Origin of the sequence: Pseudooceanicola aestuarii (assembly GCF_010614805.1) — a bacterium.
In the GTDB taxonomy this organism is placed as follows: domain Bacteria; phylum Pseudomonadota; class Alphaproteobacteria; order Rhodobacterales; family Rhodobacteraceae; genus Pseudooceanicola; species Pseudooceanicola aestuarii.
The window spans coordinates 381,083-405,530 of the sequence record NZ_JAAFZC010000001.1 but is presented as its reverse complement, the minus strand read 5'-3'; the positions used below and the strand labels follow the sequence as shown (position 1 = coordinate 405,530).

The window sequence follows — 24,448 nt, the reverse complement described above, 5'->3', positions numbered from 1 at the left end:
CAACCTCCCACGCCTTTGGTTTGTGCTGCGGTCGTGCCGTGCAGCAGGCGCCTATTGCGCGGCGACGTCGGGGTTTGGCGTCGCCTGATCTTCTGTACCGCTGCTGATCGTGCTGTCGGTTTCGACACCGCCCCCGGCCCCGGACTGGCGTTCCAGCGCGATCAGCCGTTCCTTGCGCCACAGCCCGCCGCCATAGCCGGTCAGCGATCCGTCGGAGCCGATCACCCGGTGGCAGGGCACGATCAACGCCAGCTGGTTGGTTCCGTTGGCACGGGCGACGGCGCGCACCGCCTCGGGCCGGCCGATCTGTCGGGCGATGCGGGAATAGCTGCGCGTCTCCCCGGCGGGGATCTCACGCAAGGCCTGCCAGACCTGCCGGGCAAAGGGCGTGCCGTGCAAGGTCACCGGCGTCTCGAACCGGCCAAGGTGTCCGGCGAAATAGCGCTCCAGCTCCGTGGCGATCCAGTCGGTGGGCGGCAGGCGGCCCAGGCCCAGGGAACCACGCGCCGCCGCGCGCAGCTTCTTCAGCTCGGCCGGCAGGGCTTTGCGGTCAAGGAACTCCAGCAGGTGCAGGCTGCGCTGATCGGCCACGGCGATCATCGGCCCCAGCGGGGTGGCGATCCAGTCGGCGCGCAGCAATTCCTGTCCGGTCAAATGCCCCGGCGCTACGCCCAATAGCCGCGCAAAGGCTGTCCGAAATCCGCTGGCGCTGTCAAACCCGGCCTCCAGCTGGGCGTCGATGACACGCTCCCCGGCCTTCAGCGCCTCGAAGCCGCGACGCAGGCGGGTCTGGCGCGCCATGTCCAGAAAGGTCATCCCGTAGTGGCGTTTGAACACCCGCCGCACGGTCGAAGGGTCATGCCCCATCGCCGCCACGCAGCGCTCGGTCCAGCGTCGGTCCGGCGTGGCTTCCAACGCCGTGACCAGCTTGGCGATCAACGGATCGGCGGTCCCGGCCGGACGCAGCGGGTGGCAGCGTTTGCAGGGGCGGTACCCCTCCTCCATGCAGCGCGCGACCGAAGGAAGGAACCGACAATTCGCCGCCTTGGGTTTGCGCGCCGGGCAGGTCAGGCGGCAGAATATCCCGGTGGAGGTCACGCCGACCCAGGCCCGCCCCTCGAAGGCGGCATCGCGGGCGCAGAGCGCGGCATAAAGCGTGTCAAAGGGGGGCATCGTCATCATGATTGCCGGAATAGCTGATTCTCCGCTGGCGGGGGGCCGCAAATCGGGCAGGGATATGGGCGGCGTCTGAACGCGGCGGACGGGCCATGCGGCGCCGGGGCCAAAGGGCTGTCAGGCGAGGCTCAGCCGCTGCAAATGGATTGCAGGCGCAGCCAGTCGCCGTCGCGCAGGATCGGCGCGTCGCTGCCACCGGGGAAGGGGTCGGCCTCGATCAGGCCCAGCACCTGCTCCCCGGAGGGATCGCGGGCCAGCGCATAGGGGGTGGAGCGGATTCCGGCGCGGGCAAAAGCCTTGAGCAGGGCGGCATCGGTCAGCGCGGTGGCGGGCGTGGCCAGGAGCCATTCGGCGTGACGGCGTAGCTGCGGGCCGCTGAGCGCGCCGGTGGTCAGCAGCCGGACAGCGCCGCGCAGGCCGGTCTGGTCCAGCAGCCGGGCCATCGGATCGACCTGCTGGCTGCGCAGCCGCTCTGCCACGATGAAACCGGCGGTGATTTCGGGGTCTTCGTGGTTTTCCACGGTGCCGCGATCCAGCAGGATCACCCGGCCAGGCAGATGCAACGAGGTGCGAACGCCCCGTGGCATCACCCGCAGCGCGGGCGTGGGGCGGTTGCCGGCGATGCGCTGCGCCAGCCGGTCAAGCGCCTGTTGCCCGCCGCCCTGCGTGCAGGCCGGACCGGTGAGGCGCTGCACCTCGCCCAGCAGCTGGCGGCCGATCTCCTCCCGCTTGACCTGGGGCAGGACGGACAGGGCATGCGATTGCAGCGCGCCGGGCAACCACAATGTGGCCGCCAGCGCCAGAACCAGCACGGTCAGGGTGACGATCACCAGCCGCAGGCGCCCGCGCCGGGGTCTTCGCCGCTCGACCGAGGCCAGCACACGGTCCAGAGAACGGATCATCTCCGCCTCGTCGCCGGCCAGTTCCAGCGTTTCGTTCGGGTCGCCGTCGGGGTGGTATATCGCCGGATCCTCGCCGGGATTGGCACGGGTCAGCGCAGCCAGCGACCAATGTGCCAGCGGCCGGTCAGCCATGTCGGTGAGGATCAGCGTCGCATCGCCCAGAGAGACGATCACGTCGCGCCGCTGTGCCCCGGCGTCTGCGCGCCACAGGCCCGCGGCCTCCAGCCGCTGATACTCCGTCAAAGCCGTCATCGCCGGGCCTGCTCCGCCTCTTGGTCGGGGGCAGGGTATCATGGGGCGGTACGGGGCCGCAATCGCGTGCGGCACCGCGTGGTCCCTCGTCTGTTGCCCCCGACACCGGGGGCCATGCCTCAGCCCGCCTGCAACCGGCGGCGCAGTTCGAATTTCTGTATCTTGCCGGTCGATGTCTTGGGCAATTCGCCGAAGATCACCGCCTTGGGCGTCTTGAACCCGGCCAGCCTGCTGCGGGCAAAGGCGATGATTTCGGTGGCATCGCCGGTCTGTCCCTCCTTCAGCTCGACAAAGGCGCAGGGGACTTCGCCCCACGTGTCATCGGCCTGCGCCACCACGGCGCACAGCGACACGGCGGGATGCGCCATCAGCACCCCCTCCACCTCCACCGAGGAGATGTTTTCCCCGCCGGAGATGATGATGTCCTTGGCCCGATCGGCGATCTGGACATATCCGTCGGCATGGCACACGGCGATGTCGCCGGAATGGAAATACCCGCCGGCAAAGGCCTGCTCCGTCGCTTCGGGGTTCTTCAGATAGCCCTTCATCACACCGTTGCCGCGAAACATGATCTCTCCCTGCGTCGTGCCGTCAGCGGCCACCGGGGTCATGCGGTCGTCCATCACGGTGATCTGATCAAAGGCCGGCATCGGCACGCCCTGCCGGGCCTTGACGGCGGCACGGTCGTCGCCTTCCAGGTGACCCCACAGATCGTCGTCCCAGGTGCATTCGGTGGCGGGGCCGTAGGTTTCGGTCAGCCCGTAGACCTGCGTCACGTTGAACCCCATCTGTTCGATCCGCGCGAGGGTCGCGGGGGCAGGCGGCGCCCCGGCGGTAAAGACCTCCACCATCTGGGGGAAGCTGCGGCGCTCCTCCTCCCGCGCGTTGATCAGCATGTTCAGCACGATCGGAGCGCCGCCGAAATGGGTCACCCCCTCGTCCGCGAATGCGTCGAAGAGAGCGCTGGCGGTGATGTCGCGGCAGCAGATCAGCGTGCCGCCCAGCAGCGGGATCATCCACGTGTGGCACCAGCCGTTGCAATGGAATAGCGGCACGATGGTCAGGTAGCGCGGATATAGCTGCATCCGCCAGGACAGGATCTGGCCCATGGCGTTCTGATGCGCGCCGCGATGGTGATAGACGACGCCCTTGGGCCGGCCGGTGGTGCCGGAGGTGTAGTTCAGGGCGATGCTCTCCCACTCGTCTTCGGGCATGATCCAGTCGAAATCGGGATCGCCCTCTGCCAGAAGGGCCTCGTATTCGGTGTATTTGCTTCCGGCGGGATAGCCCGACTGGTCATCTGCCACCTCGATCACCAGTGGAGCGGGGCCTTCCATCAGGGTGAACGCCTCCTCTGCCACGGAGAGGAATTGCGGATCGATCAACAGCACCCTGGCCCCGCCATGGTCCAGGATATAGGCCACGGTCCCCGCCTCCAGCCGGGTGTTTATCGTGTTCAGCACCGCACCGCAGGCGGGCACGCCGAAATGCGCCTCTGCCTGGGCGGGCAGGTTGGGCAGCATCGTGGCCACCACTTCCCCTGATGCCACGCCCCGCGCCATCAGCGCCGAGGCAAGGCGGCTGACCCGCCGGGCGTAATCGCGATAGGTGATGCGGAAGGTGCCATGCACCAGCGCTTCGCGCTCCGGCCAGATCATCGCCGCGCGGCGCAGGTTGGTCAGCGGGGTGAGGGGTACGTAATTGGCGCGGGTCTTGCCCAGGCCCGTCTCGTCAGCCATCCAGCCCATCGGTCTCGTCTCCTCCTGTTAATGTCTACCGGGATAGCGCAGGAACGGGGGGCTGGGAACGGTTTCGCGTGGCGGGGGGTGCCTATGGTGGACACGATGACTTAACGTGGCGCCATGATCCTGTCGCGCGGCCGCAATTTTCTGTTCATCCACATCCCCAAGACCGGCGGAACCTCCATGGCGCTGGCTCTGGAAAGTCGCGCAATGCGCGATGACCTGATGCTGGGAGACACGCCAAAGGCGAAAAGGCGCCGCCGGAAGTTGCAAGATGCCCAAACGCGCGGCCGTTTGTGGAAGCATTCCACCCTGGCAGACCTGGAGGGCCTCGTTGACGCACAGGAAACGGACAGCCTGTTCATTTTTACCCTGGTGCGCAATCCTTGGGATCGGCTTTCCAGCTATTACCATTGGCTCCGTCTGCAATCGTTCGATCATCCCGCCGTTCACCTGTCGAAGGCGCTCGATTTTTCTGCGTTCATTCGGTATCCGGCAATTGCGAAATCCATACGCGCAAACCCGGCGCGCACATATTTGTCGACCAGCGCAGGCGAGGAGAAATCCAGCCTTTACATCCGGTTGGAGCGATTCGAAGAGGATGCCGTGCCGCTCTGGCGTCATCTTGGTTTCACCCTGACGCTGCCGCGCATCAACCTGTCCGGTTCTGTGTCAAGTGGGGGCGCCAATCTGTCCAGATCCGACCGTATTTTCATATCGGAACTGTGTTGTGAAGATATCGCGAGATTTGAATACAGCGCCCCGGAATAGCGATTAGTTCTGTCCATTCTTCCGAGCTGTGCAAAACGCCGGATTGGCGCCGGTTCAGGAAACAATGCCACGATTGGGTCAGATTCGGATCAAAGCTGTGTCGCAATGAACACCCCTAATGGTTGCATAGACAGTCGAAAACGGCGCTATTAATCGGGAACGAGAACATGTTTGCAGAAATCATGAACAAGCAAAGACCTACAAAGAGGATGGCAGAAACGACCGGCGCATATGACACGGGCTTCCTGGCGGATCTTCTGAAATCACCGGACACCTCCTCGGAGGGTGGCACCGTGTCGGGCATTCTGGCCGGCACCCGCGTCGCCACCTCGGTCGGCTGGCAGCTGATCGAAAACATCCGCGAAGGCGATGCGGTCCTGACCTTTGACAACGGCCTGCGCAAGGTCCGCGCGATCAAGCGGACCCGCCTGTGGGAAGGCGACGGGCTGTGCCCGCGCCAGTTCCAGCCCTTTTGCGTGCCCGCCGGCGCCTTGGGCAACCGCGAGGAAATGCTGGTCCTGCCGCGCCAGGGCGTGCTGGTGGAAAGCGACGCGGCAGAGAACGCCTTGGGCGATCCCTTCGTCCTGGTTCAGGTCAGCGCACTGGCCGGAACCTGCGACATCGCGCGCCGCGCCCCCGACGCCCCGATCGAGGTGCTGACCCTGCATTTCGACGAGGACGAGATCGTGTTCTCCAGCAACGGCGCCCTGTGCATCTGCCCCGCCGTGGGGGACATGCTGCAACGGGTGTTCCGCATCACGCGCGAAGAAACGGCCGAATACCGTATGCTGACCACCGACACCTCTGCCGCCCTGATCGAAGACATCGCCTGGGAGCTTGAGGAAAAGTGGGCGATGACCCTGAACGGACGTCGCACACGCCGCTGAGGATCAGGCAAGCGCCTGAAGGACAAGTTGGCCGGAGGCGATGGCAATCAGCGCCCCGGCCAACAATTCCAACAGGGCGAGTGTTCGACGGGGCCGGAGGGCTCCGGGCAGGGCGGCCGAAAGGCGCTCTGCCGTTCCCGCGCGCAGGAACACCGACAACAGCGCGATCGTGACGGTAAACATCGCAACGCCCAGCCCGATGGCAAAGGTGCCCGCGATTCCCGCTCCCAGGATGTCCATCCGCCAAGTCAGCACCATCAGGAACAACGCACCGGTACAGGGGCGCATGGCAATCGCCCCGATCAGCAGCACAGCCTCGCGAAAGGATCGCAGGTTCTCGGCCTCTTCGACCGTGGGGCCATGCCGGTGACCGCATTCGCAGGTCCCGTTCTCTCCGTGGTCGTGCGTGTGGCCGTGAGCGGGATCGGTGCCAAGGTCATGCGCATGGACTTGATCCCGGGCGCCGGCCCCAGGGGAGGTACCGCCAGGGGACATGCCCTGCGGACGCAGGCTGCGCCACAGGCGCCGCAGGCCCCGAAACGCCAGCCAAAGCCCGATCAGCGCGATCGCACCATAGGACGCCGGGGCCAGCCAATCCTCGGTCACGCCCACCAGCGCCTCCCGCGACAGATTCAGCGCCGAGACCCCGGCCAGCACCAGGATCACCGCGCTGGCCGATTGCGCCAGGCTGGAGACCAGCGCCAGCGCCGCCAGCCGCAACGCGCTGACCCGGCGCGCCAGCCCGTAGCCGCCGATCAGGATCTTGCCATGGCCCGGCCCCGCCGCGTGAAAGAACCCATAGGTAAAGCACAGGCCCAACAGCGCACTCAGCGCCGCCGGATCGCCCGCGCGCAACGCCCGCAACGTGCCGGCCATGGCGTTCTGCGCATCGCGCTGGCCCTCCGCCGCCCAGACGGAGATCCGCGCCATGCCGCCCTGGCCCCACAGCAGCCAGGCGATCCACAGCGCCCCCAACAGCGGGATCACCGGCAAAAGGCGGAACCACAGCGGACGGGGTGCCGTGCGATCCTCGGTCTGGCGAAGCAGGGTCATGTGCGGCCTCCGCAGGTCAGGGTGATCGTTTCGGCGAAGGTTTCGCCGACTTGCGGCACGTCATCGGCGTCGCGCGGCAGCTCTGCCATCTTCTCGGCCAGCGCGACGTAGCTATCGGTCCGGACCGGCTTGGTGATCGCGGCGCGGCAAGGGCCGGTGACGGTGACGCCACCGCCCAGGTCATAGGCGGTGTAGAAGGACGGGTCATAGGCCTTGACCGTCAGGCCCGCCGCTGGAACCGGTGTGGTCAAGGCGCGGAAATGGCGCGACACGACGCGCCCGTCCTCGAATTGCGCCCCCCGGTTCTGCGGCGCTTCCAGCGCCACGGGGGCACCGTCCCGGGCGAGGTACAGATCGCCCTCGAACCCTTCGATCCAGTTCAGGTCGAAGCCGGACAAGCGGGCCTCCTCCGCGCCGGTCAGCACGCCATCATATTCGGGATCCAGCGCCATGTCGTCCAGCACCAGCATCGAATACATCTGGTCGTAGGCCCAGGACACCTCGACCCCGGTCAGTTGCCCATCGGTATCCACCTGGAGGGTCAGCGCCGTCTCGATGAAGATATGAGGATGGGCCTGCGCGGGCGGGGATGCCTGAAACAATGCGGCCGCGGCCAGGCCGGCCAGCAGGCGGCAGCAGGCGGTGCGGAGAGCCAAGGGGGTACGTCGGGTCAATGCCATGGTGCCCCTGATAGCCTCCGCGCGGGGTTCGGCAAAGGGGCTGATGGTCGCGCCACCCCAGGGCGGGCGATGCCCGGCAAGGTTCCGCCGTCGCCGCTATTTCAGCTGGCTGTCCTTGGACCCGCGCCGGTTGAAGCCGCCGCGCGCGATGCGGCGGGGGTCACGTTCGGATTGGCAGTCGATGCACAGCTTTACCCCCGGCACCGCTTGGCGGCGGGTCTCAGGGATCGGCTCATCGCATTCCGCGCAATGGGTCAGGCTGGCGCCCTGCGGGGTCGGGCGGGCTTTCAGCCGGGCCAGTTCCTCCGCGATGGAAGCCTCAATCTGTTCGCTGACCGCGCCGTCGCGGCTCCATCCTCCGGCCATGACACGTCTCCCTGCTTGGGGACATAGATAGGGGCACGGGGCTGTCGGGCAAAGGGCGGCGTTGACATGCGCCCCCGCGCGGGGGACCGTCGCCGGCGGATGAACGGGGGGGAACAGCCGATGCGCGACCGGCAGCTGATCTTGGACGGGCAGGTGATACACCTGCGCGAATGGGGCGCGGTAGGATTGCCGAGGCTGGTGATGCTGCACGGATTCCCGGAATACGGGGCTGCCTGGGACGACCTGGCGCCGCTGCTGGCCGACAGGTTCCACTGCATCGCCCCCGACCAGCGTGGCTATGGCCAAAGCGCCGCGCCCGAAGAGGTGTCGGCCTACAAGGCCCGGCATCTGGTGGCCGACATGGCGGCCCTGATCGGCGCGCTCGACGCCGAGGCGCCACAAACCGCGCCGCTGACCGTGCTGGGCCACGATTGGGGGGCGGCGGTGGCCTATGGGTTGGCCATTGCGCGGCCCGACCTGGTGGCGCGGCTGGTGATCCTGAACGGTGTGCATCCCGGCCCGTTCCAGCGGGCGTTGAACCGGGGCGGGGCACAGGCGGCAGCCTCGCAATATTTCCACGCCCTGCGTCGCGACGGGGCAGAGGAGCACCTGGCCGCCGACGGCTACGCCCGACTGCTGGGCCTTTTCGGGCATGCCATGGACATGTCCTGGCTGAGTGGCGCGCGCCGCGCCCGCTACCTGGCGGAATGGTCGCGCCCCGGGCGGCTGCGCGGGATGCTGAACTGGTACCGCGCCTCGCCCATCGTGGTGCCCGAGCCGGGCCGGACCGCCGACGCGTCGGTCCCCGGCCCGGACCACCTGCCGGTGACCATGCCCCACCTGCTGATCTGGGGAGAGGCCGACACAGCTCTCCTCCCCGAGGCCACCGAAGGGCTGGAGGCCTATTGCACCGACCTGACCCGCGTCACGATCCCCGGCGCCGACCACTGGCTGATCCACCAGCAACCGCAGCGGATCGCCCGGATCCTGCGCGACTGGCTGCCGGGCTGAAAAACCGGCCACCGCCTTCGGGCAGAAATACCGCAGGGGTGAATTGAGCCAACGGCTCAAGAGGGGGCAGAGCCCCCTGCATTGTCTCGACCCTGGACGACATTCAGGCACGGGCCGGACGATTCTGGTTGCGGCATTGACACGCTGCGGCATGTTCGCGACCGGGGCGGCGCGCATCGTCAACGCCACCCCGTGCAATATACGCCACCTGGGTCACACGCCGCCGGGGCGGACGGATTGCACGGGCCTTTCCCAATCGCAGCCCGGTCAAGGGCCGTTTCGATCAGACGTCCAGTTCCTCGACGAAGCGGGCATTCTCCTGGATGTACTGGAACCGCAATTCCGGTTTCTTGCCCATCAGCCGTTCCACCAGGTCGCCGGTTTCGCCCGGCTCGTCCTCGTCGATGGTGACGCGGATCAGCTTGCGGCTGTCGGGGTCCATGGTCGTGACCTTCAGATCCTTGGCATCCATTTCGCCCAGGCCCTTGAACCGGCTGACGTCGATCTTGCCGCGCCCGCCCAGCCCCGATTCCAGCCAGCGATCGCGCTCGGCCTCGTCCTGAGCGTAGACATGTTTCGCGCCCTGGGTCAGACGGAACAGCGGCGGGCAGGCCAGGTACAGGTGGCCACGGTCGATCATCGGACGCATCTGGGTGAAGAAGAAGGTCATCAGCAACGAGGCGATATGCGCCCCGTCGACATCCGCGTCGGTCATGATGATGATCTTGTCATAGCGCAGGTCATCGACGTTGAACCGGCTGCCCAGCCCGACACCAATGGCCTGACACAGGTCGGCGATTTCCTGGTTGGATCCGATCTTGTTGGACGCCGCCCCCAGTACGTTCAGGATCTTGCCGCGCAGGGGCAGCAGAGCCTGGGTCTTGCGGTCGCGCGCCATCTTGGCAGATCCGCCGGCGCTGTCGCCTTCCACCAGAAACAATTCGGTGCCGTCGCGGGTGTTGGAGGTGCAATCGGTCAGCTTGCCCGGCAGGCGCAGCTTCTTGGTGGCGGATTTGCGCTGCGTCTCCTTCTCCTGCTTGCGGCGCAGCCGTTCCTCGGCGCGCAGGACCAGGAAATCCAGGATCGCACCGGCACTTTTGGTGTCATTGGCCAGCCAGGTGTCGAAATGGTCGCGCACCGCGCCCTCGACCAGTTTGGCGGCTTCTACCGTGGCCAGCCGGTCCTTGGTCTGGCCGACGAACTCCGGTTCGCGGATAAAGCATGACACCAGCGCGGCGCCGCCGGTCAACAGATCGTCGCGGGTGATCTGGGCGGCCTTGCGGTTGTTGACCAGCTCGCCATAGGCGCGGATGCCCTTCAGCACCGCGGCCCAGAAGCCCATGACATGGGTGCCGCCCTCGGGGGTGGGGACCGTGTTGCAATAGGATTGAATGAATCCGTCGCGGGTGGGGGTCCAGTTGATCGCCCATTCCACCCGGCCCGGCACGCCGAACCGTTCCTGAAAATCGACCCGCCCGGCAAAGGGATTGTCGGCATAGGCGGTGGCGCCTGCCAGCGTTTCGTTCAGGTAATCGGCCAACCCGCCGGGAAAGTGGAACGTCGCTTCGGTCGGGGTTTCGCCGTCGTCGATTTCGGATTTCCAGCGGATCTCGACGCCGGAAAAGAGATAGGCCTTGGAGCGGATGGATTTGAACAGCCGCGCCGGCTTGAACCTGTGAGAGCCGAAGATCTCCGCATCGGGATGAAAGATCGTCGTGGTGCCGCGCCGGTTCGGGGCGGCGCCGATTTCCTCAAGCGGGCCCTGCGGGATCCCTCGGGAGAACCGCTGTTCCACCAGTTTGCGGTCGCGCGCGACCTGCACGACCATCTTGTCCGACAGGGCGTTCACCACCGAGGCACCAACCCCGTGCAGACCGCCCGAGGTCTCGTAGGCCTTGCCCGAGAACTTGCCGCCCGCGTGCAGGGTGCACAGGATCACCTCCAGCGCGGATTTGCCGGGGAACTTGGGATGCGGGTCAAAGGGCATCCCGCGCCCGTTGTCGCGGATGGTGATGGAATTGTCGGCATGCAGCTCCACCTCGATCCGGGAGGCATGGCCTGCGACGGCCTCGTCCATGGAATTGTCGAGGATCTCGGCCACGAGGTGATGCAGCGCCCGTTCATCGGTGCCGCCGATATACATCCCGGGCCGCTTGCGCACGGGTTCCAGCCCTTCGAGCACTTCGATGGAGGATGCATCATACGTGTCCGGCTGCGCGCCGGCGAGGAGGTCGTCTGCCATGATCTGCCCGGTTCGATGTGAGTGGCGGACATTATGTCAGCCCGCGCCGCCCGTTGAAAGGGCCAACCGCGCCACGTCATCCCGGCAGGGGCCACGGCTGCTGGCCGACGGCACGGGGAAGGCGCATTGCGGAAAGGTCGGCAGCGCGGCTGCGGATATCGGCGCCGGGCCAGTCTTGCCCGATTGTGTTCGGGGGCGTATGGCCAGCGCATGACCGGACCGATGACATATCGACAGCACGCCGTCGCGACCCTGGCCCTGGGCCTGCCGCTTGCGGGTGGGCAATTGGCGCAATTCGCCATCACCCTGACCGATGCGGTGATGCTGGGCTGGTACGACGTGACCGTTCTGGCGGCCGAGATCCTGGCCGGGACGCTGTTCTTCGTGCTGTTCATCTTCGGGTCCGGCTTTGCCTTTGCCGTCACGCCGCTGGTCGCGGCGGCGGAAGGGCGCGGCGACACCACGCAGGCCCGGCGTGTCACCCGGATGAGCCTGTGGCTGTCCATGCTCTATGCCGTGCTGACCCTGCCCATCCTGCTGAGCGCGGAGCCGCTGCTGATCCTGCTGGGACAGAAGCCCGAGCTGGCGGCGCTGGCGGCGGATTACCTGGATATCCTGGGCTGGGGCATCTTCCCGGCGCTGGCGGTGATGGTGCTGAAAAGCCACCTTGCCGCACTGGAACGGACCAAGGTCGTCCTTGTGGCGATGCTGGTGGCTGCGGTGGTCAACGGGCTGTTCAACTACGCGCTGATCTTCGGTGCCTGGGGCTTCCCCGAGCTGGGGATCACCGGTGCGGCCATCGCCTCATTGGTCATGCACCTGGCCTCGTTGATCTTCCTGGTGATCTACGTCCAGATCGCGACGCCGGAACATGCGCTGTTTCAACGGCTGTGGCGCCCCGATTGGGAGGCCTTCGGCCAGGTGTTCCGCCTGGGTTGGCCCATCGGCACCACCACGGTGGCCGAGGTCGGGCTGTTCGCCGCCTCTTCCGTCATGATGGGCTGGCTGGGTGAAGTGCCGCTTGCGGCGCATGGCATCGCGCTTCAGATATCATCGTTGATCTTCATGGTGCACCTGGGGTTCAGCCAGGCTGCGACGGTGCGCGTGGGCCGGTTGCACGGGCGCGGCGCGGTGGCGGAGATCCGGCGCGGTGCGGTGGTGGCGATCACCATGTCGGGGATCGTCGTGGCCTTTACCATCGTGGCCTACCTGGCGCTGCCGGCGTTTCTGATCGGCCTGTTCCTGGACCCGGGAGATCCGGCGCGAGCCGAAGTGATCGCCATCGGTACGCTGCTGCTGGCCGCCTCGGCGCTGTTCCAGCTGGTGGATGCGGCCCAGGCCATGGCCCTGGGATTGCTGCGCGGATTGCAGGACACGCGGTTGCCGATGATCTACGCGGCGGTGTCCTACTGGGTTGTCGGCTGTCCAGTGGCCTATGTGTTGGGCTTCGTGCTGGATTGGGGCGGCGTCGGTATCTGGTTGGGGCTGGCCACGGGGCTGGCCTGTGCCGGGGTGCTGATGATGGGCCGGTTCTGGCGCACGGTGCTGCCGCAGCTGGCGGCCCAGCCGCAGACGGGCTGACGCGCGGGTGCGTGGCTGACGGGCCGGGCCGGCGCGCCGACCGGCCCCTCGGCTCACGTCTCCCCGGTCTTCTTCATCAGCCGTTCCGCCTTCTTGCGAACCAGCAGGGAGCGCAGGTCATGCATGGCCAGCAGCAGCTCGTCCGTGACCTCTTCCAGCTGGGCATCGGTGGCGCGCGATTGCGCCCAATGGGCGGCGAGGCCCATCTGTTCCGAAAGGCGGAAGATGTCCTCCATCTCCCGCGCCGCCAATGTCGCGCGACGATCTACCATCCAGCGGGCGATGGCCTGTTCGTCCGCTTCGGTCAGTTGGCGATCGCCATGCGGCTTCACCTCGCCATTGCGGATGTTGACCACGGCGATCTGGTCCATTTCGGACCGCCGCTGGCGATCCTCGGCGCCCACACGAAAGACGAAGGCGCCGTTCTCCCGCAGGCGGAAGTAATAGGAGGGCAGGTCGCCCGTCATCAGCGCATCCCGGCGCAAAATTCCTGAATCCGGCCGCAGGCGTCTTCCAGCGTGCTGTCCGCGGTGGCGTAGGAGATGCGGAAGTTCGGGGACAGTCCGAAGGCCGCGCCAAAGACCACGGCGACGCCGGTTTCCTCCAGCAGCGCGGTGGCGAATGCCTCGTCATCGGTGATCTTCGTCCCGGCCGCGCTGGTCTTGCCGATCAGGCCGGCGATGGAGGGATAGACATAGAATGCCCCCTCCGGCACCGGGCAGGTCATGCCCTCGATCCCGGACAGCATGGACAGGACCAGATCGCGCCGCCGGACAAAGACGGCATTGTTCTCGGCGATGAAATCCTGCGGCCCGTTCAGCGCCTCCACCGCCGCCCATTGGCTGACGGAACAGGGGTTCGACGTGCTTTGCGACTGGATCTTGCGCATCGCGGTGATCAGCGCCTCGGGTCCGGCGGCATAGCCGATGCGCCAGCCGGTCATGGCATAGGCCTTGGAGACGCCGTTGACCGTCAGGGTGCGATCGTACAGGCCCGGCTCCACCTCGGCGGGGGTGCAGAAGGTGAAATCGTCATAGGCCAGATGTTCGTACATGTCGTCGGTCAGCACCCAGACATGAGGATGCCGCATCAGCACGTCGGTCAGGCCCTTCAGCTCGTCCCGCGTGTAGCCTGCGCCGGTCGGGTTGGAAGGGGAGTTGACGATCAGCCACTTCGTGCGCGGGGTAATCGCCTCCTCCAGCTGGGCGGGCGTGATCTTGAACCGGGTGTCCAGCGTCGCCTCGACGACGACCGGCTCTCCTCCGGCCAGTTTCACCATGTCGGGATAGCTGACCCAGTAGGGCGCGGGGATGATGACCTCGTCACCGGGGTTCATCGTGGCCATCAGTGCGTTGTACAGCACCTGCTTGCCGCCCGTGCCGACATTGACCTGCGCGGGGGTGTAGACCAGCCCGTTGTCGCGCTTGAACTTGGCGCAGATCGCCGCCTTCAGCTCGGGGATGCCATCCACGGCGGTGTATTTCGTTTTCCCGTCCTCGATTGCCGCAATCGCCGCCTGCTTTATGCTCTCGGGTGTGTCAAAGTCCGGTTCACCGGCACCCAGTCCGATGACGTCCTTGCCTGCCGCCTTCAGCTCGGCCGCCTTGTTGGTGACCGCGATGGTGGGGGAGGGTTTCACACGGGACAGCGTGTCGGACAGGAAGGCCATGAGGGGGCTCCGGTTTGTAATTGCGCTGCTGGTGTCTTAGGGATTGCGCACAGGCCGATCAAGCGTGATCGGCGGAGAGGGAATGATGTCAGACGACTGGTTTGCCGCCGAAAATGCCACTTTCGGTGACCGTATCGAAGCCGCCCGCGAGGCGGCCGGAATGACCCAGACGCAGCTGGCCCGCCGGCTGGGGATCAAGCTGAACACCCTGCGTTCGTGGGAGCAGGATCTGAGCGAGCCGCGCGCCAACAAGTTGTCCACCATGGCGGGACTGTTGAACGTGTCGCTCACCTGGCTGCTGAACGGCGAGGGCGATGGCGTGACCCCGCCCCATGACGAGACGGTCCTGCCCCCGGATGTGACCGCGAACCTGAATGAAATCCGTGAGTTGCGCACCCAGATGGTCACCTTGACCGACCGTCTCGGGGTGTTGGAAAAGCGCCTGCGCACCATGCTGAAGGACCCCGGCATCTGATGAGCGAGACCCCTGAAATTCGCCGCAAGCGGCTGTACATGCGTTCCATCCGGCGCGGGATCAAGGAAATGGACATCATCCTGACCCGCTTCGCCGACAGCCACCTGGACAGCCTGTCCGCCGATGACCTGGACCTTTACGAACGCTTTCTGGCGGAGAATGATCAGGATCTTTACCAATGGGTCAGCGGCCAGGCCGCCGGGCCGGGGGAGTATGCGCCGCTGATCGGTCGGATGGTCTCCTGATTCCGTTTCCGTCGAAGGCGGCCTGATTTTAACGCAATATTCGTGATTTTGCCCGAGGTTCCACCCGGTGGGAGACGGCAGGAGACGAATATGACCATACACGATTCCTTCGCCCCCGGCAGCGAGCTGAACGGCTTCCTGGGCAGCTACGTGGATGCGCTGGCCCTGGTGGAACGGATGCACCGGCTGTTGCTGGACGTGATCAAGGACGAGTTCGAGCGGGTCGGCCTGCTGGAAATCAATGCCGTGCAGGCGCTGTTGCTGTTCAATGTCGGCGATAACGAAGTCACCGCCGGAGAGCTGAAAAGCCGTGGCTATTACCAGGGCAGCAACGTCAGCTACAACCTGAAGAAACTGGTGGACCTGGGTTACATGCACCACCAGCGCTGCGAGATCGACCGCCGTTCCGTGCGCGTCCGGCTGACCCTGCGCGGTCGGGAGGTTCGCGACAAGGTGGCGGAGCTGTTTCAACGCCACGCCATGAGCATGCAGGAAAAGGAGGTAATGAGTATCGACGGGCTGGACCGGGTGACCTCCTCCCTGCGCCGGATGGAACGTTTCTGGAGCGAGCAGATCCGGTATATCTACTGAGCGTGCGGAGCCGTCGCGAACGCCTGGCTGGCCGCGATTCGCCCGATCCTTTCGATCCGCCCGCGACATGTGGCGTCGATCTGCCGGCCAGCTAGCCGCGCCAAGGGGCCGCGCCTTGGATTCCAATCATCAGGTCATTGATCTCTCTGAATAATTTTCGGGTCATCGCGGATTGGAAGTCGGCGAAACCGGCGGCCCGCGCGACAAAGGCGCCGGGCCCGTGGGGCACGTTGCGGTCGTAGTATTCTTCCACCCCGGCCTCCGATCCCAGGATCGCCAGGCCGTTCACCGTCACACCCTCGAAGGGGAAGTTGCGATAGGCGGCCGCGGGGTGGAACCCTTCGTTGTTCTCTCCGTCCCCGGAGATGTCGAGCACCCTGCGCGCGCAATCCGGCCCCTTTTTCAGCAGGCCCGCGCCATAGCCCAGCGCATACCCCATGGCGGTGGGGAACTGGTCATAGCTGCGGCGGCTGGCGGCCAGCCGGGCGACGGCGATGTCGATGCTGCGGGGGCTGTCCAGCACCGCCCAGGGCAGGACCACCTGCTGCTGGTAGCGGCCCGACCATTCATAGACGATCAGCGCCACATGGCCGGGCGCGCCCTGAAGGATCGCGCGCCGGACATCGTCATGGTCCAGCGCGGCAGCCAGCCCGTCGCGCTGCATCCGGTATTCCGCCGCATCCACGGAGGCCGAGATATCGACCGCCAGCGCCAGCGCCAGCCGGCACTCCGCCGCCGCGAGCGACGGGGCGAGTGCCAGCCAGATCAGAAACGGGCCTACCAGTGCCCGGTGTTTTCCATGCTCGCCCAGGGCTCTTCGGGAGGCAGGGCCTCCCCCTCCTGCAACAGCTCCACCGAGATATTGTCGGGAGAGCGGACAAAGGCCATGTGGCCATCGCGCGGCGGACGGTTGATCGTCACACCGTTGTCCTGAAGATGCTTGCACATTTCGTAGATATTTTCGACCGCATAGGCGAGATGCCCGAAATGCCGGCTGTCATCGGGCAGGGCCTCGTCGCCATCCCAGTTCCAGGTCAGTTCCACGGGGCATTCTTCCTGGCCTTCGGGCGCCATGAAAATCAGGCTGAACCGGCCCTGCTCACTGTCGATGCGGCGGGTCTCCTTCAGGCCAAGAAGGCTGTAGAAGGCCATGGATTTCTCAAGGTCCTTCACCCGGACCATGGTATGCAGATACTTGACGCGCATGTCGTCCCCTTTTCACGCAGGCGGTTGAACTGGGGCGCAACCTAATCCCGCCGTTCGGCATGTCGAGCGGAAAGCCTAGAAGGCGGAACGGATGGTCAGGCCGATGCCGCTGCGGCGCGCGTCATGCAGGTCCAGGTTGGAGCGGGTGCGCGCCGTCTCCACACTGAGCACGGGGTTGAACCCCATGTAGTCCAGGTTGGAGAACTGCACCTCGATCGTGGCCGAAATCTCGCTGTCCTGGCGGCCGGTGCTGGACAGGCTGTAGCGGTCGTAATCGCGGTGCCGCCAGTCCAGGGCGATCCGGGGCATCAGACCGTGCCAGGCCTGCGCTGGCGACAGGGAGGCGCCCGCCCGCAGCTCCTGGAAATCGGCTCGGATGGCGCCGGACTGGCTGAGCGTATAGGCCGAATAGAGCCCAAGCCGCGCGCCCGCCTGCAAGGCATGGCTGTAGCCCAGGGAGACCTGGCCACGCACGGCCTCGGGCTCCAACGGGCCGCCGCGCCATTCCACCGACGCCCCGCCTGTCACCGCCGCGCGTGGGCCGGGACGTTTGCGCAGGGTGGCCTGAAAGCGCAGGAATTCACCGTAGGGATCGCCGCCATACCAGCTGCGCCCGGCCAGGGCGGTCAGCGTCGCCTCTTCGCCCCGGTCATTCAGCTTGATCGAATGTGCATAGCCAAGTGATGCCGTTGTCTCGGAAAAATCGGTGCCAGAGGTGCCGGGCGCCAATTGCCGCGCTTCTTCGGAAAGACGATAGGTGCGATGGCTGAGCCGAAACAGCAGGTCGTCGGCGCGCTGGCCGGTCTGGGCCAGCCGGTAGCGGGTGGACAGGCCGCTGTCGATCTCCGTACCCGACAGCGCACGGGCAGAGCCCAGCAGCGTCAGCTCGAAGGGCAGGCCCTCGATCGTGATGCGGTCATGGGTGCTGCCATTGTTGATATTGCTGCTGGGCGAGACGCCAAAGCGCAGCTCTGTCGCCCAGGGGTTGCGGGCGCGCAGGTAGCGGAAATCGCGCAGGGCGCGGTTGCGGGTGGTGGTGCCCGGTGCGGTCTCCATCGCGCGACGCAGCCAGAACTGCGCCATGGTGCGTCGCCCGTTCGACGACAGGGCCTGCGCACGGGTCATCGCGGCGGTATAGGATTGCGCGTCGCTGTCGGCCAGCGCCCAGGCGCGGCGCGACAGGGCCAGCGATTCGTCTGCCCGGCCCAGGTCGCGCAGGGCGCGGGCGCGCAGGATCAGCGCATCCACATCTGCCGGATCTCGGGCCAGCAGGGCCTGGGTCAAGGTGTCGGCCAACGTCGGCTGCCGGGTGCGCACGGCGATGATCGCCAGCCGCCGCATCTGTTGCGGGGACAGCTCCTGCCCGGCCTCGGCTCGCGCGATCAGTGCGGCATCGGGCAGGGGCGCGGACTGGTGTCGGACTTGGGGTGCGGTCGGGGGTGCAGATTGGGCGGTGGCGGGCGCGGTCAGGGCCAGCGCCACCGCCACCACCCCTGCCAGGCGGGCAGGCGCCCGCCCAGTATCGCGATGCGCGCCGCGCGTCATCTCAGCGTTCGGCGATGAAGGCGCCGGTTTCACGCACGGTGATGCCGTCGACCCGAGGATCGGAGGATTCGATCACGACCACGCCCGTGATCTCGTCCGGGGCGGCACCCGAGAGAACGGCATAATAGCTGCCACTTTCCAGAACTTCGGTGCCACTGGTGGTGACGATGGTGGATTGCAGCGTGCCCGAGGCCTCGCCGTTCACGTCCACCGTGTTGGGTCCGATATCCATCAACAGGACCGGCAGGCTGTTGTAGGTCACGCCGTTCTGCGCCGTCAGCGCATCCAGGATGTCCTGCGTCACCTCGGTCCCGTTGGTGTCATAGACGTGGCGGTCGTAGATGCGACCGCGAATCGCATCCTGGGCGTTGTCGCCATTGAAATCCTCGAAATCCACGTCGACGGTGATGTTGGCCACGGTGTATTCCAAACCGCCCTGACCGTCGAAATCACGCAACCCGGCATAGGCGCCTTCGAACCGGGCCTGGCCGGTTTGCGGGATCACGACAGAGGCCCCGTCGTTGCGCTGGTAGATGAACCCGCCAAAGCCGTAGGGGATGAACCCGCCGGTGCGCACCACGACGACCTCGGTATCGCCCGACGTGCTGGCAGCGTAGATCGCCTTGTAGGGCAGCTGGTCGATGTCCTTGCCGTTGACCGGGTCGGTCACGGTTTCGGGGTTCTCGTAGACGGCAAAAGGGCCGCTGCCCCCCGCCGGGCCAAGGCTGGGCACCACGTCGTCGCGGTTGAACAGGTTGGCGCCGTCGAAGGCCAGGTTGTCAAAGCTGAACGTGTCGGAGGAGGCCGAATACATCGGACGCAGGGCGAAGCCGTCGCCGTCCTCCGTCATCTCCTCGTACCGGTACAGCCCGGTGTCGGGCGTCGGATTCGCCGTGCCGGGCAGGGTGACATTGTCACCGTTGATCTGGTCCAGACCGTCGTCGGTCGTGGTGTCCTCGTCGGTGGTGGTGTCGGTTGCTTCCGTCGTGTCGAACGGATTCGTCTCGTTCCCGCAGGCCGCAAGGCTCAGGGCGACGGAAAGCACGATTGCGCTACGCCAAATCATTGAAACTGCCTCATATGCTCCGGGGCTTTGCCCTCTTGCCGGCAGGATCGGCGGGAGATTGCCGATAGTCAATCGTTTCGATGGCCGGGCGGGTGCTTCTGCGGGGGGTGTCACGAAATGGCACCTATCGGCCGGCCAGCCGCCATCGCGGATCAGCCCCGTGGCACGACCTTGCCGGGGTTCAGGATGCCCTGGGGGTCCAGCGCTGCCTTCAGGCGGCCCATCACCTGGTGGGCAGGGCCATGTTCGGCCGCCATGTAGCCCAGCTTGCCCGTGCCGATGCCGTGTTCGCCGGTGATCGTCCCCCCCAGCCGCAGGGCCAGCTCGTTGATCCGACCAGCCAGAGAGCGGGCGGAGGCCAGGTCGTCGGCGCTGTCGGGGTCAATCAGGATGACCAGGTGGAAATTGCCGTCGCCCACATGGCCCAGAATCGGCGCCCAGAGGCCGGAGGCGGTGATCGCGGCCTTGGCCTCCGCGATGCTTTCGGCCAGCGCCGAGATCGGGACACAGCAATCGGTGACCAGCGCCTGCGATCCCGGTTTCAGCGCCCGGCCCGCGTAATAGGCCTGATGGCGGGCCTGCCACAGGCGGTTGCGGTCCTCCGCCCGCGCAGCCCATTGGAAATCCTGCCCGCCATGATCGGTGGCGATGTCGCGGAACAGGGCCACTTGTTCGTCGACGCTCCGTTCAGTGCCGTGGAACTCCAGAAACAGATGCGGCAGTTCCGGCAGCGACATGTCGGGGTTGTAGAGGTTCAGCCCTTGCATCTGGACCTCGTCCAGCAGCTCGATCCGAGCCATGGGGATGCCGGTCTGAATCGCGGCGATGACCGCGTCCACCGCGCCCGCCACCCCGTCAAAGGCACATGTCGCGGCCATGATCGTTTCGGGTTGGGGATGCAGGCGGACGGTCAGGCGGGTGATCACGCCCAGCGTCCCCTCCGACCCGACGAACATATGCGTCAGGTCGTAGCCGGCTGCGCTTTTGCGGGCGCGGCTGCCGGTCTCGATCACCGTACCGTCGGCCAGCACGACCTCCAGGGCCAGCACGTTCTCCCGCATTGTGCCGTAGCGCACCGCATTGGTGCCCGAGGCGCGCGTGGCGGCCATGCCGCCCAGCGTGGCATTGGCTCCGGGATCGACGGTGAACATCAGCCCGGTGGCGCGCAATTCGGTGTTCAGCCCCTCCCGCGTCAGGCCGGGCTGAACCACGGCGTCCATGTCCTCGGGATGGATTTCCAGCACGCGGTCCATGCGATTGAAATCCATGCTGATTCCGCCGTGGATCGGCACCACGTGCCCTTCCAGCGATGTGCCGACGCCAAAGGGCACGACGGGGCAGCGCGCGGCGTGGCAGGCGGCCATGATGCGGCTGACCTCCGCGGTCGTTTCGGGAAAGACGACGGCGTCGGGCAGGGCGGCGGGGCTGTAGGCTTCGTCCCGGCTGTGCAGGTCGCGCACGGATTGGCCGGTGCTTAGCCGGTCGCCCAGCCAGCTGCGCAGCTCTTGGATCAGGGTGTCGTGGGGCATCGGGATCTCCTCTTGCCTCATCTGGTAGCGCGCGGCAGGCTGCGACCACAAGGGGCCGGATCCGGTGGCCATCCGACCGGTCCTTGCGTATACCGCGCCGAACCCTGGTCCGGAGCCTGCGATGCAGCAATATCATGACGCCCTGAACACCATCCTGCGCGACGGAGAGGTCACAACCGACCGCACCGGCACTGGCACCACCTCCTTTTTCGGGATGCAGATGCGGTTTGACCTGGCGCAGGGCTTTCCCCTGGTCACGACCAAGAAACTGCACCTGAAATCGATCATTCACGAATTGCTTTGGTTCCTCGCCGGGGACACCAACATCGGCTACCTGAAGGAAAACGGTGTTTCCATCTGGGACGACTGGGCCGATGAGAACGGCGATCTGGGGCCGGTTTACGGCTACCAGTGGCGCCACTGGCCCGGCCCGCACGGCAAGATCGACCAGATCGCGGATCTGGTCGAGGCGATTCGCACCACCCCCGACAGCCGACGCCTGATCGTATCGGCCTGGAACCCCGCCGACGTGCCCGATATGGCGCTGCCACCCTGCCACACGCTGTGGCAGGTGCGTATCCTGGGTGGCAGGATGCACCTGCAACTTTACCAGCGCAGCGCCGACATGTTCCTGGGCGTGCCCTTCAACATCGCCTCCTATGCGCTGCTGCTGAAAATGCTGGCCCATGTCACGGGGTACGCGGCAGGCACCTTTGTCCATTCCATCGGCGACGCGCACATCTATTCAAACCACATGGACCAGGTGCGGGAGCAGCTGTCGCGCTCGCCCAAACCCTTGCCGCAGGTGCAGATCCGGCGACAGGTGGACAGCCTGTTCGACTTCCGGTTCGAGGATTTCGAGGTCATCGGATATGATCCCGATCCCGCAATCCGCGCCCCGGTGGCCGTCTGATGCTGGCGCTGGTGGCCGCCCGATCGCGCAACGGCGCCATAGGGAAGGAGGGTACGATCCCCTGGCACGCGCCCGAGGATCTGCGCGCTTTTTCCAGGGAGACGCTGGGCGGGGCGATCATCATGGGGCGGCGCACCTGGAACAGCCTGCCGGCCACGCCGCTGAAGAACCGGTTGAACATCGTCATTTCCTCGGATCCCGATTGCGCGCCACTGGTCTTTGCCAACCTGGATGCGGCGATGGAACATGCGCGGGACCAGGGGTATTTCCGTCTCTATGGCATTGGCGGTGCGGGGATCTACCAGGCGTTGCTGCCGCAGGCCGACCGGCTGCTGGTGACGGATGTGGATGTCGATGTGCCAGATGCCGACACGTTCTTTCCCGAGATCGGCCCTGAATGGGTCGTGGCCCACAGCCGCGTCATCCAGACCGAGGCGCCGCGCTGCACCCTGCGCGAATGGGTGCGAAAAGACTGATCCGCCGTGGAGGCCGGCGCGTATTCCCCGCATCACTGCCGGAGACGCCCATGACCCCTGTTGCCCTCTATCTCGTGACCGCCGTGCTGTTCCTGGCTGTCGATGCGATCATGCTGAAGACCGTGCTGCGCCCAGTGTTCGAGGCACATCTGGGCGAGGCCCTGCTGGACGATCTGCGGCTGGGACCGGCGGCGCTGTTTTACCTGTTCTACGTCGGCGGGCTTGTCTGGTTCGTCTCCCTTCCCGCGCTGCGGGAGGGCGCGGTGGGGCAGGCGTTCCTGAACGGGGCGCTGCTGGGCGCGCTGGCCTATGGCACCTATGAATTCACAAATTTCGCCACCCTGCGGGACTGGTCGTGGAAACTGGTGCTGCTGGACCTGACCTGGGGCACCCTGCTGACCGGCGGAGCGGCGGCGGCGGGTGTTGCGCTGCTGCGTCTGGCGGGGCGCGCGGGGTGAAAATTCTTCGCCTCTGGCAACTTGGGTGCTAACATCCGCGTGATGACCAAAGCGACTTCGAGGACCAGAATGTTCAGATCCCTTTTCCGCGCCTCGGCCGCGCTGATGGTGCTGGCCGCGCCGGCGGCCGCCATGGACGCCAAGATTTTTCCCTATCCGGCGGCGGCGAATTATTGCCCCTATGGTCTGCAACCCGTGCAAATCAACGGCGTGATCTGCTGTGGCTCTCCCAATCAGGGGGCGACCTACCAGCAATGGAACCGACATCCGGTACGCAAACGCCACGTGGCGAAGCGCTATTACTACGACGGCTCCAAATCGCCCGCCACCTACGGCTCCAAATCGCCCTGAATTAGCGCGCTTCGACAGGCGGACAGATCAGGCGCGTCGCGGATTCGCGGCGCGTTTTCGCGTTGAAAGGCAATTGCCGCTCGGTGGATTGTCATCAAACTGTTACACTGAGGGTCCCGCCGGTCGCGAACGGCGCTGCGAAAGGACCGCCGTGTTCCACATCCCCATCCCTGCACCGCATCACCTGATCCTGTCCGTGATCGCCGCCCCGCTTCTGTGCGTTGCCCAGCCTGCCCGCGCCGCGGGGCCGATCGCCGATGTCATTTGCGACACCCGGCCGCGAATGGAACAGCGGCTGGCCGTGCACCACCGGGCGCGGCGCCATGCCATGGGCCTGCGCGGGCCGGAGCAGGTGATGGAGGTCTGGACAGCGGAGGACGGCGATTGGACGCTGGTCGTCAGCTACGCCAGCGGTCGCTCCTGCATCGTTGCAATGGGAGAGCATTGGCAGGGCCTTCGCTCGGAAGACCCTGCCTGAAGTGATTCTGACAACACCGGAGGGACGAAAACGTCCGCGCCGGTGGGTTACAGAAGTGTCAGATCGCTGGCCATTTCGCGGCCGTCACGCCCTTCGGCCAGTTCGTAGCCCACCTTCTGATTGTCGGCGAGGCCGGTCAGCCCCGATCGCTCCACAGCCGAGATGTGGACGAAAACGTCCTTGCCGCCACCTTCGGGGGCGATGAAGCCGTAGCCTTTAGTCGTATTGAACCATTTGACGGTGCCCGTCGGCATTCCCGTGTCTCCTTCTGCCGTTCCACCCGCATCGCGGGACATGCCGAAGATCCGCAGCGGTCCCGGCGTGAGACCCCCCGAAATCCCATGGCATATGGCCAAGGATTGCAGGGCTTTTGTAAAAAGCAAGCAAAACCGATAGTGATCTGACCAAGTGCAAAAGGATTAATCTGATGACCACCGGCTCTGTCCCTATTCTCGTCTACGGGCTGAAAACCTGTGACACGACGCGCGCCTGCGTGAAAGCGATTGAAAACGCTGAACTTGTAGATGTGCAGGCGCAGGGGGTGCCGGCCGCATTGCTGGCCCGGGCGGAAAAGCGGTTCGGCGCGGCGCTGCTCAATGCGCGGTCGACGACATGGCGCGGGCTGGACGCCGAGGAGCGCGCGCGGCCACCGCTGGACTTGTTGGCGGAATACCCCAAGCTGATGAAACGCCCCCTTATCATTCGGGGCGACGATCTCTATCTGGGGTGGACAGACGACACCCGCACCGCCCTGACGGCATCAGCGGACATTTGACGACGGAG

At 65.9% G+C, this 24,448-nt stretch carries 28 protein-coding genes; 13 read left to right on the top strand and 15 right to left on the bottom strand.

Annotated elements, in window-relative coordinates:
- Positions 1–51: 51 nt before the first annotated feature.
- From G5A46_RS01795 to G5A46_RS01785, 3 genes are all read right to left on the bottom strand, one after another.
- Entirely contained in the window at positions 52–1,185 is a 1,134-nt protein-coding gene (locus G5A46_RS01795) for a bifunctional transcriptional activator/DNA repair enzyme AdaA (RefSeq protein WP_163849839.1), read from the bottom strand.
- A 119-nt stretch (positions 1,186–1,304) separates the two neighbouring features.
- Positions 1,305–2,330 carry a hypothetical protein gene (locus tag G5A46_RS01790; protein ID WP_163846730.1) on the bottom strand — a complete coding sequence of 342 codons (1,026 nt, stop codon included), beginning with the start codon at positions 2,328–2,330 and terminating at the stop codon, positions 1,305–1,307.
- Positions 2,331–2,449: 119 nt separating this feature from the next.
- Positions 2,450–4,078, bottom strand: coding sequence for an AMP-binding protein (locus G5A46_RS01785; protein ID WP_163846728.1), 1,629 nt, complete (start codon positions 4,076–4,078; stop codon positions 2,450–2,452).
- A 114-nt stretch (positions 4,079–4,192) separates the two neighbouring features.
- Here G5A46_RS01785 and G5A46_RS01780 point away from each other — a divergent pair, with 114 nt between their 5' ends.
- Both G5A46_RS01780 and G5A46_RS01775 read left to right on the top strand, forming a co-directional pair.
- A complete protein-coding gene (locus G5A46_RS01780; protein WP_163846726.1) occupies positions 4,193–4,843 on the top strand; it encodes a sulfotransferase family 2 domain-containing protein in 651 nt (216 codons plus the stop codon).
- Positions 4,844–5,052: 209 nt separating this feature from the next.
- Entirely contained in the window at positions 5,053–5,730 is a 678-nt protein-coding gene (locus G5A46_RS01775; protein ID WP_163846724.1) for a Hint domain-containing protein, read from the top strand.
- A 3-nt stretch (positions 5,731–5,733) separates the two neighbouring features.
- Here the strand turns inward: G5A46_RS01775 and G5A46_RS01770 are convergent, their stop codons facing one another.
- The 3 genes from G5A46_RS01770 to G5A46_RS01760 all read right to left on the bottom strand — a co-directional run bounded on the left by G5A46_RS01770 (position 5,734) and on the right by G5A46_RS01760 (position 7,829).
- On the bottom strand, positions 5,734–6,783 hold the full coding sequence (locus tag G5A46_RS01770) for a nickel/cobalt transporter (protein ID WP_163846722.1): 1,050 nt from the start codon (positions 6,781–6,783) through the stop codon (positions 5,734–5,736).
- Positions 6,780–7,463, bottom strand: coding sequence for a DUF1007 family protein (locus G5A46_RS01765; protein ID WP_163846720.1), 684 nt, complete (start codon positions 7,461–7,463; stop codon positions 6,780–6,782). The genes G5A46_RS01770 and G5A46_RS01765 overlap by 4 nt, the downstream gene beginning before the upstream one ends.
- A gap of 96 nt (positions 7,464–7,559) precedes the next feature.
- The gene (locus G5A46_RS01760; RefSeq protein ID WP_163846718.1) at positions 7,560–7,829 is read right to left on the bottom strand and encodes a DksA/TraR family C4-type zinc finger protein; all 270 of its coding nucleotides are present in this window, start codon (positions 7,827–7,829) and stop codon (positions 7,560–7,562) included.
- A gap of 120 nt (positions 7,830–7,949) precedes the next feature.
- On the opposite strand from G5A46_RS01760, the gene G5A46_RS01755 reads away from it, so the two are divergent.
- Positions 7,950–8,840: an alpha/beta fold hydrolase gene (locus G5A46_RS01755; protein ID WP_163846716.1), complete on the top strand. Its 891-nt coding sequence runs from the start codon at positions 7,950–7,952 to the stop codon at positions 8,838–8,840.
- A 283-nt stretch (positions 8,841–9,123) separates the two neighbouring features.
- Here G5A46_RS01755 and parE read toward each other — a convergent pair whose 3' ends face one another.
- On the bottom strand, positions 9,124–11,082 hold the full coding sequence (gene parE / locus G5A46_RS01750; RefSeq protein ID WP_163846714.1) for a DNA topoisomerase IV subunit B: 1,959 nt from the start codon (positions 11,080–11,082) through the stop codon (positions 9,124–9,126).
- 222 nt (positions 11,083–11,304) lie between these two features.
- On the opposite strand from parE, the gene G5A46_RS01745 reads away from it, so the two are divergent.
- Complete coding sequence (locus G5A46_RS01745) at positions 11,305–12,663, top strand: MATE family efflux transporter (protein ID WP_239520576.1); 1,359 nt, start codon at positions 11,305–11,307, stop codon at positions 12,661–12,663.
- A 53-nt stretch (positions 12,664–12,716) separates the two neighbouring features.
- Here the strand turns inward: G5A46_RS01745 and G5A46_RS01740 are convergent, their stop codons facing one another.
- Complete coding sequence (locus G5A46_RS01740) at positions 12,717–13,130, bottom strand: hypothetical protein (RefSeq protein ID WP_163846710.1); 414 nt, start codon at positions 13,128–13,130, stop codon at positions 12,717–12,719.
- Positions 13,130–14,332, bottom strand: a complete 1,203-nt coding sequence (locus G5A46_RS01735; protein WP_163846708.1) for a pyridoxal phosphate-dependent aminotransferase — start codon at positions 14,330–14,332, stop codon at positions 13,130–13,132. Before G5A46_RS01735 ends, G5A46_RS01740 begins: the two co-directional genes overlap by 1 nt.
- A gap of 85 nt (positions 14,333–14,417) precedes the next feature.
- On the opposite strand from G5A46_RS01735, the gene G5A46_RS01730 reads away from it, so the two are divergent.
- The 3 genes from G5A46_RS01730 to G5A46_RS01720 all read left to right on the top strand — a co-directional run bounded on the left by G5A46_RS01730 (position 14,418) and on the right by G5A46_RS01720 (position 15,643).
- Entirely contained in the window at positions 14,418–14,807 is a 390-nt protein-coding gene (locus G5A46_RS01730; protein ID WP_163846706.1) for a helix-turn-helix domain-containing protein, read from the top strand.
- Complete coding sequence (locus G5A46_RS01725) at positions 14,807–15,052, top strand: FAD assembly factor SdhE (protein ID WP_163846704.1); 246 nt, start codon at positions 14,807–14,809, stop codon at positions 15,050–15,052. The genes G5A46_RS01730 and G5A46_RS01725 overlap by 1 nt, the downstream gene beginning before the upstream one ends.
- 90 nt (positions 15,053–15,142) lie before the next feature.
- Positions 15,143–15,643 (top strand): MarR family winged helix-turn-helix transcriptional regulator, encoded by a 501-nt coding sequence (locus tag G5A46_RS01720; protein WP_163846702.1) that lies wholly within the window; start codon positions 15,143–15,145, stop codon positions 15,641–15,643.
- A 91-nt stretch (positions 15,644–15,734) separates the two neighbouring features.
- On the opposite strand, the gene G5A46_RS01715 is transcribed toward G5A46_RS01720, so the two are convergent.
- The 5 genes from G5A46_RS01715 to G5A46_RS01695 all read right to left on the bottom strand — a co-directional run bounded on the left by G5A46_RS01715 (position 15,735) and on the right by G5A46_RS01695 (position 20,989).
- Positions 15,735–16,364: a DUF1194 domain-containing protein gene (locus tag G5A46_RS01715; RefSeq protein ID WP_338050033.1), complete on the bottom strand. Its 630-nt coding sequence runs from the start codon at positions 16,362–16,364 to the stop codon at positions 15,735–15,737.
- A gap of 56 nt (positions 16,365–16,420) precedes the next feature.
- Positions 16,421–16,849, bottom strand: coding sequence for a VOC family protein (locus G5A46_RS01710; protein ID WP_163846700.1), 429 nt, complete (start codon positions 16,847–16,849; stop codon positions 16,421–16,423).
- 75 nt (positions 16,850–16,924) lie between these two features.
- Positions 16,925–18,394 carry a surface lipoprotein assembly modifier gene (locus G5A46_RS01705; RefSeq protein WP_163846698.1) on the bottom strand — a complete coding sequence of 490 codons (1,470 nt, stop codon included), beginning with the start codon at positions 18,392–18,394 and terminating at the stop codon, positions 16,925–16,927.
- Position 18,395: 1 nt separating this feature from the next.
- Positions 18,396–19,460 (bottom strand): hypothetical protein, encoded by a 1,065-nt coding sequence (locus tag G5A46_RS01700; protein WP_163846696.1) that lies wholly within the window; start codon positions 19,458–19,460, stop codon positions 18,396–18,398.
- A gap of 152 nt (positions 19,461–19,612) precedes the next feature.
- Positions 19,613–20,989, bottom strand: coding sequence for an FAD-binding oxidoreductase (locus G5A46_RS01695; protein WP_163846694.1), 1,377 nt, complete (start codon positions 20,987–20,989; stop codon positions 19,613–19,615).
- 121 nt (positions 20,990–21,110) lie between these two features.
- Between G5A46_RS01695 and G5A46_RS01690 the strand changes: the two genes are divergently transcribed.
- The 5 genes from G5A46_RS01690 (at position 21,111) to G5A46_RS01670 (ending at position 23,665) form a co-directional block, all read left to right on the top strand.
- On the top strand, positions 21,111–21,902 hold the full coding sequence (locus tag G5A46_RS01690) for a thymidylate synthase (protein ID WP_163846691.1): 792 nt from the start codon (positions 21,111–21,113) through the stop codon (positions 21,900–21,902).
- Positions 21,902–22,378, top strand: coding sequence for a dihydrofolate reductase (locus tag G5A46_RS01685; protein ID WP_163846689.1), 477 nt, complete (start codon positions 21,902–21,904; stop codon positions 22,376–22,378). Before G5A46_RS01690 ends, G5A46_RS01685 begins: the two co-directional genes overlap by 1 nt.
- 50 nt (positions 22,379–22,428) lie before the next feature.
- Positions 22,429–22,836: a DUF2177 family protein gene (locus G5A46_RS01680; protein WP_163846687.1), complete on the top strand. Its 408-nt coding sequence runs from the start codon at positions 22,429–22,431 to the stop codon at positions 22,834–22,836.
- Between the two features lie 69 nt (positions 22,837–22,905).
- Positions 22,906–23,187: a hypothetical protein gene (locus tag G5A46_RS01675; RefSeq protein WP_239520570.1), complete on the top strand. Its 282-nt coding sequence runs from the start codon at positions 22,906–22,908 to the stop codon at positions 23,185–23,187.
- Positions 23,188–23,338: 151 nt separating this feature from the next.
- Positions 23,339–23,665, top strand: a complete 327-nt coding sequence (locus G5A46_RS01670) for a hypothetical protein (RefSeq protein WP_239520568.1) — start codon at positions 23,339–23,341, stop codon at positions 23,663–23,665.
- Positions 23,666–23,712: 47 nt separating this feature from the next.
- Here G5A46_RS01670 and G5A46_RS01665 read toward each other — a convergent pair whose 3' ends face one another.
- The gene (locus tag G5A46_RS01665; protein WP_163846685.1) at positions 23,713–23,919 is read right to left on the bottom strand and encodes a cold-shock protein; all 207 of its coding nucleotides are present in this window, start codon (positions 23,917–23,919) and stop codon (positions 23,713–23,715) included.
- A 173-nt stretch (positions 23,920–24,092) separates the two neighbouring features.
- Here G5A46_RS01665 and G5A46_RS01660 point away from each other — a divergent pair, with 173 nt between their 5' ends.
- The gene (locus G5A46_RS01660) at positions 24,093–24,440 is read left to right on the top strand and encodes an ArsC/Spx/MgsR family protein (RefSeq protein WP_239520566.1); all 348 of its coding nucleotides are present in this window, start codon (positions 24,093–24,095) and stop codon (positions 24,438–24,440) included.
- The last annotated feature ends 8 nt before the right edge of the window (positions 24,441–24,448 follow it).

What these genes read in the sequence shown, in the direction of transcription:
- G5A46_RS01745 (WP_239520576.1), top strand. Translation starts at nt 11,305, where the DNA reads ATGACATATCGACAGCACGCCGTCGCGACCCTGGCCCTGGGCCTGCCG.
- G5A46_RS01660 (WP_239520566.1), top strand. Translation starts at nt 24,093, where the DNA reads ATGACCACCGGCTCTGTCCCTATTCTCGTCTACGGGCTGAAAACCTGT.
- G5A46_RS01735 (WP_163846708.1), bottom strand. Translation starts at nt 14,332, where the DNA reads ATGGCCTTCCTGTCCGACACGCTGTCCCGTGTGAAACCCTCCCCCACC.
- G5A46_RS01680 (WP_163846687.1), top strand. Translation starts at nt 22,429, where the DNA reads ATGACCCCTGTTGCCCTCTATCTCGTGACCGCCGTGCTGTTCCTGGCT.
- G5A46_RS01760 (WP_163846718.1), bottom strand. Translation starts at nt 7,829, where the DNA reads ATGGCCGGAGGATGGAGCCGCGACGGCGCGGTCAGCGAACAGATTGAG.
- G5A46_RS01780 (WP_163846726.1), top strand. Translation starts at nt 4,193, where the DNA reads ATGATCCTGTCGCGCGGCCGCAATTTTCTGTTCATCCACATCCCCAAG.
- G5A46_RS01695 (WP_163846694.1), bottom strand. Translation starts at nt 20,989, where the DNA reads ATGCCCCACGACACCCTGATCCAAGAGCTGCGCAGCTGGCTGGGCGAC.
- G5A46_RS01675 (WP_239520570.1), top strand. Translation starts at nt 22,906, where the DNA reads ATGTTCAGATCCCTTTTCCGCGCCTCGGCCGCGCTGATGGTGCTGGCC.
- G5A46_RS01740 (WP_163846710.1), bottom strand. Translation starts at nt 13,130, where the DNA reads ATGACGGGCGACCTGCCCTCCTATTACTTCCGCCTGCGGGAGAACGGC.
- G5A46_RS01785 (WP_163846728.1), bottom strand. Translation starts at nt 4,078, where the DNA reads ATGGGCTGGATGGCTGACGAGACGGGCCTGGGCAAGACCCGCGCCAAT.
- G5A46_RS01730 (WP_163846706.1), top strand. Translation starts at nt 14,418, where the DNA reads ATGTCAGACGACTGGTTTGCCGCCGAAAATGCCACTTTCGGTGACCGT.
- G5A46_RS01685 (WP_163846689.1), top strand. Translation starts at nt 21,902, where the DNA reads ATGCTGGCGCTGGTGGCCGCCCGATCGCGCAACGGCGCCATAGGGAAG.
- G5A46_RS01665 (WP_163846685.1), bottom strand. Translation starts at nt 23,919, where the DNA reads ATGCCGACGGGCACCGTCAAATGGTTCAATACGACTAAAGGCTACGGC.
- G5A46_RS01775 (WP_163846724.1), top strand. Translation starts at nt 5,053, where the DNA reads ATGGCAGAAACGACCGGCGCATATGACACGGGCTTCCTGGCGGATCTT.
- parE (WP_163846714.1), bottom strand. Translation starts at nt 11,082, where the DNA reads ATGGCAGACGACCTCCTCGCCGGCGCGCAGCCGGACACGTATGATGCA.
- G5A46_RS01705 (WP_163846698.1), bottom strand. Translation starts at nt 18,394, where the DNA reads ATGACGCGCGGCGCGCATCGCGATACTGGGCGGGCGCCTGCCCGCCTG.
- G5A46_RS01755 (WP_163846716.1), top strand. Translation starts at nt 7,950, where the DNA reads ATGCGCGACCGGCAGCTGATCTTGGACGGGCAGGTGATACACCTGCGC.
- G5A46_RS01770 (WP_163846722.1), bottom strand. Translation starts at nt 6,783, where the DNA reads ATGACCCTGCTTCGCCAGACCGAGGATCGCACGGCACCCCGTCCGCTG.
- G5A46_RS01710 (WP_163846700.1), bottom strand. Translation starts at nt 16,849, where the DNA reads ATGCGCGTCAAGTATCTGCATACCATGGTCCGGGTGAAGGACCTTGAG.
- G5A46_RS01720 (WP_163846702.1), top strand. Translation starts at nt 15,143, where the DNA reads ATGACCATACACGATTCCTTCGCCCCCGGCAGCGAGCTGAACGGCTTC.
- G5A46_RS01765 (WP_163846720.1), bottom strand. Translation starts at nt 7,463, where the DNA reads ATGGCATTGACCCGACGTACCCCCTTGGCTCTCCGCACCGCCTGCTGC.
- G5A46_RS01725 (WP_163846704.1), top strand. Translation starts at nt 14,807, where the DNA reads ATGAGCGAGACCCCTGAAATTCGCCGCAAGCGGCTGTACATGCGTTCC.
- G5A46_RS01790 (WP_163846730.1), bottom strand. Translation starts at nt 2,330, where the DNA reads ATGACGGCTTTGACGGAGTATCAGCGGCTGGAGGCCGCGGGCCTGTGG.
- G5A46_RS01690 (WP_163846691.1), top strand. Translation starts at nt 21,111, where the DNA reads ATGCAGCAATATCATGACGCCCTGAACACCATCCTGCGCGACGGAGAG.
- G5A46_RS01700 (WP_163846696.1), bottom strand. Translation starts at nt 19,460, where the DNA reads ATGATTTGGCGTAGCGCAATCGTGCTTTCCGTCGCCCTGAGCCTTGCG.